Raw genomic sequence first — 11,001 nt, 5'->3', positions numbered from 1 at the left:
CAGAACATCCGCTAGATAAGTTTTGTAAGGATAAACATATTAAAAGAGTTTATAGTCCAGTCGCTAGTCCTTGGTATTGCCGCAGGCACGCAGAGCGATGGTGTTGTAGAAAGTACACATAATCGGGACCAAAAAGAATTTTATGATTATTGTACAAAAGAATTAACTTTAGAGAAAGCTAATCAAAAGTTAAAAAAATATAATAAGTTTTGGAATTACAAACGAATACATTCAGCTTTAAATTATGATACACCTATGTTATACTTCAAAAAGATAAGGAATACTTAATGCAATATGTCTGGCTCCTGTGCACCTAAAAGTCATTCTAGTAGCTAAATCTACAGCAGTAAATTGATAATAACGTATTTCACCAAAAAAAGCATATTTAACATCTATTTGTACTTTTTCGCCTGCTTCTTTTATATAAAAAACATGCTTTCCTTTATGTTTCTTTCTTATTTTTCTTTTTTTCTTTTGATACAAGTGATATTCTTTTAATATAGTTTCAATAGCTGTAGTACCTATTTTTATATTTTCTTTTTCTAATAATTTCTTTATTTTTGTTTTACCATATTTATATTTCTTACGTATTTCTATTACTTTGTTAATAATCTTTTTATTTCTAACTTTATTAGGACTATTTTTAGGTTTCCTACTTTTATTTTCTATACTATCTGTTTCTTCTAATTTTTTCTTCCAATAGTAATAAGTTCTAATGCTAATATTAAATTTTAAAGCCTGTGCTTTTTTATTTTTTGTTTTACTAATAATTTCTACTATCTTTTTTTTCTGTTGTGTATTATACTGTTTCATAGGTATTCCTTTTGGTTTATTTGTAGCAATTATAAATTATAAGGAATACCATCTTTTTTTAAACTAAAAGTGTGCAATATCTATGGCTCTTAAACAAATAATTTATTCCTATTTACTTGCAAAAAAATTATTTATATTTTAGTATATTTTATATTATTTTTTTAGGAGGAAATAGGTTTATGAAAATTATTAATGTAGGTATGAATAAATTACATTCAGCACTTTTTGTAATTTTGCCTATAGTTTTGGTTGTAGGATTTTTATTGTTTTCTAGTGTAACAATAGTTTCTACAGGTGAAGTTGGTATTAGAAGCAGATTAGGAAAAGCTATATCTGAAGAAGAACCAGGCCTTCATTTTAGAGTGCCTTTTATAGATACTATAAAAACTATGGAAGTAAGAGAACAAACAGTAGAAAAAACTTATGCAGTATCTTCAAAAGATATGCAAACTATATCAATGACATTAAATGTTCAGTATTCTATTACAGGAGATGCTTTAGAATTATTTAGAAAATTTGGTACAGATTATAAGAACAAATTAGTTAATCCTAGAATATCTGAAAGTTTGAATGCTGTTTCTGCAAGATATACTATAGAAGAATTTATAACAAAAAGAAATGAAATGGCTGGAGAGCTTTTAAAAGAGGTTATGAGTGATTTTAAAGATTATGGTATCACTGTTGCTGCTTGTTCTATAATAGAGCATGATTTTTCTGATGAATTTGATCAGGCTATAGAGAGAAAATTAATAGCTTCTCAAAATGCTTTAACAGCACAAAATGATTTAGAAAAAGTAAGATATGAAGCAGAGGCAGAGGTTACTAAAGCTAAAGGTATAGCAGAAGCAAACAGAATAATGCAGGAATCTTTAACACCGCTTTTAATACAGAGAATGTATATAGAAAAATGGGACGGTAAAATGCCTCAAGTTTCAGGTTCCGGTGTTACCCCTATGATACAAGTAAAATAATGTTTAATTTTCTTTTACATAATATAGCGGATTTGATATTTCCAAATCATTGTATAATCTGCGGAGACTTAATGCGAAGCAGAAATATGAATTATGTATGCATTGATTGTATAAATAAAAATTTGGATTATATACATAGAGATGGATATATAAGATGCCCTAAATGCGGAAAAGTTTTAGAGAGCAGAAAATCAATATGCAGTTGTAAAGATGAAGAACTTTATTTTGATGAATGTAGATCCATGCTTCATTACAATGATCATACACTAGATTTAATTCATAAGATGAAATTTGAGCATAGATACCTATTATGCAAAGACTTTGGTGCTATGCTCAGTCATTATTATAAATCTTATATAAAAGGATATAATGCTTTGACTTTTGTGCCTCTTGGAAAAAAGAGATTTTTGGAAAGAGGCTACAATCAAAGCGAGTTAATTGCTCATACAATATCAGATATTTTACATGTACGATTAATCAATAATATTATATACCGCAAAAAAGAAACAAAAGCATTAAGTTCTTTAAATAGTAAAGAAGACAGACTTAATATGATAAAAAATGCATTTGTTGTAAATGAAGATTTTAATTCTAAAAAGAAAATAAATTTATTAATAATTGATGATGTATTTACTACAGGTTCTACTTTAAATGAACTTTCAAAAGAAATAAAGAAACTTGAATGCATAAATAAAATAGGAGTGCTAACAGTAGCACGTGCTTAAATAGTAATACCAAGAAATTTTATTTACATTGCCCGCCCTTTATTCCTTACAGCTTTATTTTGAATTTTTATCTTAATAATTCTTTATAGTTTAATTAGAAATTATAGCACCCGCCCAAGTGTTAATTAGATTAAAAATCCATTTAACGCACGGTAAACTAAATTTTTAATATAATAGAATTTGAATTATAAATAAATCTATATTTTTATTATTATTCTGCGTGCGGTGAATAGATAATGAATTTAAAAAAATCTAGGGTGGGCAGCTAAAATAACAGTTTAAATTTATAGGAAAAAATAATATAGGAATATCAGAATATATTTAAAGCCTAAAGGGTGGGATTAAAAATAAGTTTTAAACTTTGTTTACATTGCCCGCCCTTTATTCCTTACAGCTTTATTTTGAATTTTTATTTTAATAATTCTTTATAGTTTAATTAGAAATTATAGCACCCGCCCAAGTGATGATTAGAGATTAAGAATTTATTTAAGATACTATAAATAAAAAATTATATATTTTTTTGAAATGCTATTCTTTCTCCATTATTGCTTTTTAAATATATTATTCCGCATCTTGTAAAACCATTTTTTTCAAGAAAATTAAGCATAGGTTTATTGTCTTTGTATGTATCTATTTTTATATTAGAGCATTGTTTGAAGCAGTAATCAAGACAAAATGAAGCTAATCCTTTTCTGCCATTTAAAGTTGCTATTCTGTGTATAGTACCATATTCTTTGTCATTAAGCCAATTACCGTCATATATCTTATCATAGTTTTCATCTTCTCCAATTACAAAACAAAATGTTCCTATTATAGTGTTGTCATCATCTAAGCAAACATAACTGCTGTCTTTTCTTATATCTTTTTCTACATCTTCTCTTGAAGGGTAGCCATTAATCCATTGATTAGGATTGTTATTTTCAGCCATAAATTTTCTAGCATAATCAAATATTTCTAATACTCTGTCAATATCTTTAACTGTTGTTTTTCTTATCTTCATTTTTATTTACTCCATTTATATTTATGATTAATTTTGTTGATTTTTATTATCCATTTTTAAATAATCAAAAATAGTTTGCATATCTTTTTTAGTTAAATCTATTTTTGAAAATAAATCGGCTCTATTTTGAAAAGTTTTTATAATACTTCTTTGTCTTCTGTATTCATTTATATTTTTATGATTTCCTGATAGGAGTACTTCAGGGACTTTCATATTATCTATTTCTTCAGGTCTTGTATATTGTTCATATTCCAAAAGACCATTCGAATTTTCTTCAAAAGTGTCGCTTATAACAGATTCTTTATTATTCATAACATCTTTATATCTTGAAATAGCATCAAGAAGAAGCAAAGCAGGAATTTCTCCTCCGCTTAAAACATAATCACCTATACTAATGGATTCATCACAATACTTTTTTTCAACTCTGTAATCTATCCCTTCATAATGCCCAAGTATCATAGTTACATGTTCTTTATTGGATAATTCTTTAACTTTATTTTGAGTTAATGTTTTTCCAGAAGGAGAAAATATTAAAGTATGACCTTTATCATGAGAATCAAAATATTTTTTAAATATATTATAAGTCATAATCATACCTGGGCCTCCGCCGTAAGTATAATCATCACATTTCTTATAATTCCCTTCGCCGTAAGCTCTCATATCTACAATGTTTAAATGAATTTTTTGTTCATTTATAGCATTATTAATTAATCCTATTGATATAGGACTTTCATAAAATTTTGGAAAAAGTGTAAGTATATCTATTATCATTTTTGTATTATACTTTATAGATTTTTATATATCAAGATATATTTATAAATGTTTGTTTTAATTGCTTGTATTAAATCATCAAAAAATATGTTATAATTATAGAAATAATAAAATGGGTTAAAAATATGCAGGAATTCAAACTTATACAAAAAATTAAAGAATTAACAAATAATAACAATACAGATAATATAAATATAGGCGATGACTGTGCCGTTATAAAAAATATCAGTGAAAATACAGATGTGCTTGTAACTGCAGATATATTGGTTGAAAATATTCATTTTTCTTTGAATTACTATTCTTTTTATGATGTAGGCTATAAATCAGCTCAGGCGAATATTAGCGATATTATATGTAAGGGTGCTTATCCAAAGAATGCCTTTATTTCTCTTTCTATACCGAAAAAAATTAATGAAGAAAATATACTTGAATGGTACAGAGGTTTTTTAGATGCTTGTAAGCCTTATAATATAGAGATATCAGGAGGAGATATTACAGGCTCTAATGATTATTTCTTTATATCAATTACATTAATGGGTACTGCTGAAAAAAATAAATCCATACTCAGAAGTAATGCTAAAATAAATGATAATGTTTATGTGCTAGGTTTTGTAGGGGAAAGTGATTTAGGATTAAAAAAACTTTTATCTGGAAATTATGATTATAATGATGAAAGTGTGAAAACTCATTTAAGACCAAAACTATTTTATGATAAATGGCAGAATATATTATATAAATACAAAATAAATTCATCAATAGATATAAGCGACGGACTTTTACAAGATGCTTCTCATATTGCTGAAGAATCTAAAGTTACAATAAATATATATGAATTTTCTAATTGGCATTTGGTTAATAGATTTTTTGATAATTCAAAAGAAGTATTAAAATCTATTTTAACAGGCGGAGAAGATTACGCTGTTATTTTTACAAGTGAAGAAGAAATACCAGAAGAAAACAATTTAATAAAAATAGGAAAAGTTACAGAATTATCCAATGAGTTTATAAAATTTATAGACATTAATAATCAAGAAATGCATTTTGATTCTTTAGGATTTGTTCATTCTTAAGTACTTAAATATTTAAATACTGCTTTTTTATATTAAATACTTGTAAAATCTATTTTAAATTACTATACTATAGTATGATATTTTTTATTTAAGGAGATGATATGAGAGAAGTAGTTATAGCTAGTGCTGTAAGAACTCCAGTAGGAAAATTCTTGGGTTCATTTTCAAATGTATCAGCAGTAGAATTAGGTACAATAGCCGTTAAAGAGGCATTAAAAAGAGCTAATATAAAACCAGAACAAGTAGATGAAACTTATTTTGGCTGTGTTATACAATCTGCACTTCTTCCTAATGTAGCAAGACAAGTATCAGTTAATGCAGGAATACCAGTAGAAAGTCCGGCATTAACTATAAATATATTATGCGGTTCAGGACTTAGAGCTGTATCTATGGCAGCACAAATGATTAAAGCAGGAGATGCTGATATAGTAGTGGCAGGCGGTACTGAAAATATGAGTATGGCTCCTTATACTGCTTCAGCTATGAGAGCAGGTGCCAGAATGGGAGAAACTAAGATGCAGGATACTCTTTTGAATGATGCTCTTATATGTGCATTCGAGCATTATCATATGGGCGTTACTGCTGAAAACATTGCTGAACAGTGGGGAATTACTAGAGAAGAACAAGATGAGTTTGCATGCAGAAGTCAAAATAGGGCAGAGGCTGCAATTAAAAGCGGAAGATTTAAAGATGAAATAGTACCAGTTACCGTAAAAACTAAGAAAGGTGAAATAGTAATTGATACTGATGAGCATCCAACTTTCGGTACTACTATGGAAACTTTATCTAAATTAAGACCTGCATTCAAGAAAGACGGAACAGTTACTGCAGGAAATGCTTCAGGTATTAATGATGCTGCTTCTGCTGTTGTTCTTATGTCAAAAGAAAAAGCTGATGAATTAGGAATTACACCAATGGCTAAAATATTAGGTTACGCTACTTGCGGTGTTGAACCTAGAATAATGGGAGTTGGTCCTATAGAATCAAGCAGAAAGGCGTTAAAAATGGCTAATCTTACAGTTGAGGATATGGATTTAATAGAAAGTAATGAAGCTTTTGCAGCTCAATCCATTGCAGTTGCAAGAGAGTTAAAATTCAATATGGATATAGTTAATGTTAATGGAGGAGCTATTGCTTTAGGTCACCCAATAGGAGCATCAGGAGCTAGGATACTTACTACACTTTTATACGAGATGAAAAAAAGAGGATCTAAAAAAGGTCTTGCTACACTTTGTATAGGCGGCGGTATGGGTACTGCTTTAGTTGTTGAAATGTAAATTAATTGGCATAATCTTTAATATTTATGAAAGGGATAATTCTATAAAAGTTTTATCCCTTTTTATTAAATTTATTTTGTGGAATTATATTTAAATCTTCTATTTTCTGATATGACTCTTCCTACAGCATTCATTATTAATCCTATAGCAAAAGATAATGCGGATAATATTAGTATGCATATAGTAAGTATGGCAGTTGGGAATCTATCAACTTTCAATGTTTCAAAATATTCTATAGTTATACTTATTCCTAAAGACATACCTATAATAAAAAATATAATGCTTATTATATTAAAAAACAATAAAGGTTTTTCTGTCATCATTAAATAAATTATAGTAAATAGTATTCTAAATCCATCTCTAAAAGTATTAAGTTTAGAATGAGAACCTTCAGGTCTTTTAAAATATTTAGCAGGAACTTCTCCTACAGGCAAACGCATTTGTAGTGCATATATTGTTAATTCGGTTTCTATTTCAAAACCTTTAGAAGCAGCTGGAAAACTTTTTACGAATCTTTTTGAAAATATTCTATAACCGCTAAGCATATCATTAAATCTTTTTCCAAATAATGTATTAGCAAAACCTGTGAGCATAGCATTACCAAAAGTATGACCTTTTCTATGTACATCTTCGTCTACAACTTCACGAGAAATATTAAGCATATCAAGTTTTTTATCTAAAAAGTATTGTATATGCTTTTTTATTTCAGATATATCATACTGCATATCAGCATCAACCATAATATATATGTCAGCTTCAATATCCGCAAAAGCTCTTCTAACAACTTCGCCTTTACCTTGATAATTAACTTCAGTAACTATTGCTCCAGCTTCTTTTGCTAATTTCACAGAATTATCTTTGCTGTTATTATCAAACACATTTATTTCAGCTTCAGGCAAATATTTTCTAAATTCTTCTATTACCTGTTTAATGGTTATTTCTTCATTATAACAAGGTATTATTACTGATATTTTCATTTTTCATCTCCTCTTAATTCTTTAATAAATTTTTTGAATCCTCCTCTGTCATATATAAATGATATGAATAAGATTAAAAGTAAAATACTAATATGTACTATAGGATAAATATATCTATAACTTTGATTAACAGTAGCGGCTGGTAAAAACAAACAATTCACTATAATTGTAGATATTCCAGAAAATGATATAGAAAAACTGAGTACTAATATATCATTTATAATATGTTTTTTTATAATTAATATACTTATAATAATAAATAATAATACAACTATCAAAACATGTAAAATTATGTTGAAATTAGGTAGTACGTTTGATAATAATATATAAATTTTTTCTCTTAAATTTGTAAATTTTATTCCACTATTTTCTTTATACCATTTAGAATTATAAAATTCCTCTCCTGTTTCACTTATTTTAGATTTTGTGAATAATCTTTCTATTTTATTTTTGTATGGATAATCTTGTATATATTTTGAATTAAATGCTGTATATTTTTGTATTAATAAAGCTTTTGAAAAATTAAAAATATGTTTTATATAATTGATAGGATATTTTAATATAGATTTTATCCATATTATTTTTATTTTTCTATCATATTTTATGATACCTCTAAAATTATCAGCGAAAGTTTTATTTTTATAATATTCATTTTTGAAGTCATTAAAATCTTTTCCATCTCTATACATATATTCTGGTATTAATGATTTATCATTTGCAGGAACAATACAGCCTGCTATTTGTAATAAGTAAATATGATATGATGTAGATGAATTTATATTTTTTATGAATAATCTTGGAAATATGAAATATATCCCCATTAATATAATAGCATTCACAAACATTATGGCAGCAAAAGAAAATAAATACTTTTTTATATTTTTAATATTTTTAGTTTTTAAATAATCATAAGTGAACCAAATTAAGATAGGATATATTGTGACAATAAAAGTGTGTCTATGCATCATACTTATAATTAATGTTAATAAGCTAGAAATTTTTAATATATTTTTTACTGTGCCATTATTGATTGGAATTAGACTCATAAATATAATTATAGAACATGAAAAAAATAAATATAGAGTAGCTGTAAAATCTTTAAAATAATTAGCATTATTAAAAAATACTATATATAAATAGTTTATTAAAAACAATAAAATCACATATTTATTTTTAAATTTTAAATACAAACCTATAATTATTATTGATAATCCTAAGTACCATAATAACATATTAATGAAAAATAAAGGCATCATAGTAAATCCAATTTTATCTAAAAATTTTATAGATAAATCTATAAAAACCGGATGCCAATTATCACTAGCATTAAATAGACCGTAAAATATACTATAATATAAATCATAAAAATTAAAATTACCAGGATAAAATAGCCAATATTGAAAAGCAAATAATAATATTCCGATAATTTCTATTTTATTCACAAATAAATAATCATTTTTATCCAAAGTTTTTTTGTATTTCCAATATTCTTTAAGAAGATAATATCCCATACATAGCAAAATTATAATCATAATAATTACTATATAATAAAATATATCAAAATTTATCATCAAGTAATATTGAGTATCTATTTTATCATCATATTTTAATTCTTTTTCTGATATTAAAGAACCAAAAGGAGTACCAAATCTGTCATCCATTTTAGCCGATTTTATATAGTTTGGTAAATTATTCAAATAAGGATAAACATCATAAATATTGCTGTTTATAAATATTTTACTGTAATATTTAATTTTGAAATTATATGTGTATTCACCGTTTTTTGATGATACAAGATTAAAATCAGACAAATATCCAGTTCTATCTTGTTTTCCTAAAAATGCAGTTATAATTATTATAAATATAAATACTGCTATTGATATAATAACAAGATTTCTTATTAATTGTTTATTTTGAATTAGTATATGATTTAATATATTTTTATAAGAAATTATTTTTTCTCTGTGAATAAAAATAATGAAAATTAATGCTAATAGTCCTATTACCAATAGATAATTATTTATATATAATTGATAATTAATTTTTCCAATGTTATTAACATTATCTATTTTTTTAGAAGAAGTAAATATTATACTATTTCCTGATTTTAAATATAAATTATCTGATACCTGCTGTATATTTAAATATCTTACATTGATGGTTCCAGTAGGATAATAAAATCTCATTACTGGTTTAATAGCTCTTTTACCATATTCAATATCTAAAGTACTAATATATTTTTCATATTTATCAGTAATTTTATCTGTATTGGGTATAACAATATTTTTATTAATATCATCTAGTTGATATTTTATATTTCCTGATATATTACCTATTTTTTTAGCTTCTAATGTAACAATATACTTCTCTCCAACAGAAGGCTCTATATCATATCCTAATATACTATAATAATTGTTATCGTTTGAAATTGTAACTGTTTTATCAGGATTATTATAAATTGATCCATTTTTGTTTTTATGATTGACTAATTTTAAATTAGCATTATATCCATAATTCTTTATATAATCAGGTTTATTTTTTAATTGTAACTTTGAATTATATTTATATATAACATTATCTGAAAATAATCCCTTACCTACTACTCTGGCTCTATAAACATAGCCTGCTTCACTTTCAGCAATAAGTTCTAAATCTTCTAAACTAGCTTTATGGTTTAACTGTCCAAGTATAAATAATAATACTAATATAGCTAATATTGAAACAGAAGATATTTTTAATATTTTTAGAATTAATTCTTTTTTATCTTTAAAAATATTAAAAATCAGTTTATAATTAAATAAAATATATATAAATGCTAATAATGCTATAATTATAATATAAGGTTTCAATTTTAATTTATAATTAATGCTTTGTATTTTATCATCATATCTAAGTTCTCTTGTTGAGATAAAATTACCAAAAGGACTGCTGCCTTTTTTATCAAATGTTATATTTTTGAATTCTATAAGGTTCTTACCTACATAAGCAAATTGAGGGACATCAAAAATTACATTAAATATATCATTATTTCTAAATATTTTGCTATAATATTTTAACCTAAAATCATAATAATAAGCATTTTTTTTAGATAAATCTTTATTTAATTTGAATTCTGACAAATATCCTATTCTATTAACTGAGCCTAATATAGTCAATAATAATGTAATTATTACTAAAACAAAACTTATAATTAATAAAATCTTGTTAAATTTATTTTTCATAAATTACTCCATAAGATACAGAGATAGTATCCAGATTGATTAAAATATTTTTGCAATAAAGATAAATTTTTTTTAAGAAAGTAAGATTTTATATATAGATTTGTTTGTTTGTTTGTTTGTTTGTTTGTTTGTTTGTTTGTTTGTTTGTTTGTTTGTTTGTTTGTTTGTTTGTTTGT

The 11,001-nt window shown here is 25.3% G+C and carries 8 protein-coding genes and 2 pseudogenes; 5 read left to right on the top strand and 5 right to left on the bottom strand.

What is annotated here, in order from left to right; translation table 11 throughout:
* Positions 1-288, top strand: a pseudogene (locus tag Q0K52_RS13635) (integrase core domain-containing protein); the annotation flags it as partial.
* A 24-nt stretch (positions 289-312) separates the two neighbouring features.
* On the opposite strand, the pseudogene Q0K52_RS13630 reads toward Q0K52_RS13635, so the two are convergent.
* A pseudogene (locus Q0K52_RS13630) lies at positions 313-813 on the bottom strand (hypothetical protein); the annotation flags it as partial.
* 179 nt (positions 814-992) lie between these two features.
* Here Q0K52_RS13630 and Q0K52_RS13625 point away from each other — a divergent pair.
* The gene (locus tag Q0K52_RS13625) at positions 993-1,784 is read left to right on the top strand and encodes a prohibitin family protein (RefSeq protein ID WP_297300365.1); all 792 of its coding nucleotides are present in this window, start codon (positions 993-995) and stop codon (positions 1,782-1,784) included.
* Positions 1,784-2,509 carry a ComF family protein gene (locus tag Q0K52_RS13620; protein ID WP_297300363.1) on the top strand — a complete coding sequence of 242 codons (726 nt, stop codon included), beginning with the start codon at positions 1,784-1,786 and terminating at the stop codon, positions 2,507-2,509. The genes Q0K52_RS13625 and Q0K52_RS13620 overlap by 1 nt, the downstream gene beginning before the upstream one ends.
* A 508-nt stretch (positions 2,510-3,017) precedes the next feature.
* Here the strand turns inward: Q0K52_RS13620 and Q0K52_RS13615 are convergent.
* Together Q0K52_RS13615 and trmD are read right to left on the bottom strand one after the other, a co-directional pair.
* Positions 3,018-3,509 carry a GNAT family N-acetyltransferase gene (locus tag Q0K52_RS13615; protein WP_297300361.1) on the bottom strand — a complete coding sequence of 164 codons (492 nt, stop codon included), beginning with the start codon at positions 3,507-3,509 and terminating at the stop codon, positions 3,018-3,020.
* Positions 3,510-3,536: 27 nt separating this feature from the next.
* The gene (gene trmD, locus Q0K52_RS13610) at positions 3,537-4,280 is read right to left on the bottom strand and encodes a tRNA (guanosine(37)-N1)-methyltransferase TrmD (RefSeq protein WP_297300359.1); all 744 of its coding nucleotides are present in this window, start codon (positions 4,278-4,280) and stop codon (positions 3,537-3,539) included.
* A 125-nt stretch (positions 4,281-4,405) separates the two neighbouring features.
* Here trmD and thiL point away from each other — a divergent pair, with 125 nt between their 5' ends.
* Both thiL and Q0K52_RS13600 read left to right on the top strand, forming a co-directional pair.
* Entirely contained in the window at positions 4,406-5,350 is a 945-nt protein-coding gene (gene thiL, locus Q0K52_RS13605; RefSeq protein WP_297300357.1) for a thiamine-phosphate kinase, read from the top strand.
* A 101-nt stretch (positions 5,351-5,451) separates the two neighbouring features.
* A complete protein-coding gene (locus tag Q0K52_RS13600; protein WP_297300355.1) occupies positions 5,452-6,627 on the top strand; it encodes an acetyl-CoA C-acetyltransferase in 1,176 nt (391 codons plus the stop codon).
* Between the two features lie 71 nt (positions 6,628-6,698).
* Here the strand turns inward: Q0K52_RS13600 and Q0K52_RS13595 are convergent, their stop codons facing one another.
* Together Q0K52_RS13595 and Q0K52_RS13590 are read right to left on the bottom strand one after the other, a co-directional pair.
* Positions 6,699-7,604 carry a glycosyltransferase family 2 protein gene (locus Q0K52_RS13595; protein ID WP_297300354.1) on the bottom strand — a complete coding sequence of 302 codons (906 nt, stop codon included), beginning with the start codon at positions 7,602-7,604 and terminating at the stop codon, positions 6,699-6,701.
* Entirely contained in the window at positions 7,601-10,825 is a 3,225-nt protein-coding gene (locus Q0K52_RS13590; RefSeq protein ID WP_297300352.1) for a hypothetical protein, read from the bottom strand. Before Q0K52_RS13590 ends, Q0K52_RS13595 begins: the two co-directional genes overlap by 4 nt.
* Positions 10,826-11,001: the final 176 nt, after the last annotated feature.

Source organism: uncultured Brachyspira sp. (genome assembly GCF_944390845.1).
Taxonomy (GTDB): Bacteria; Spirochaetota; Brachyspiria; order Brachyspirales; family Brachyspiraceae; genus Brachyspira; species Brachyspira pulli.
This window is presented reverse-complemented; position numbering and strand designations above follow the sequence as displayed.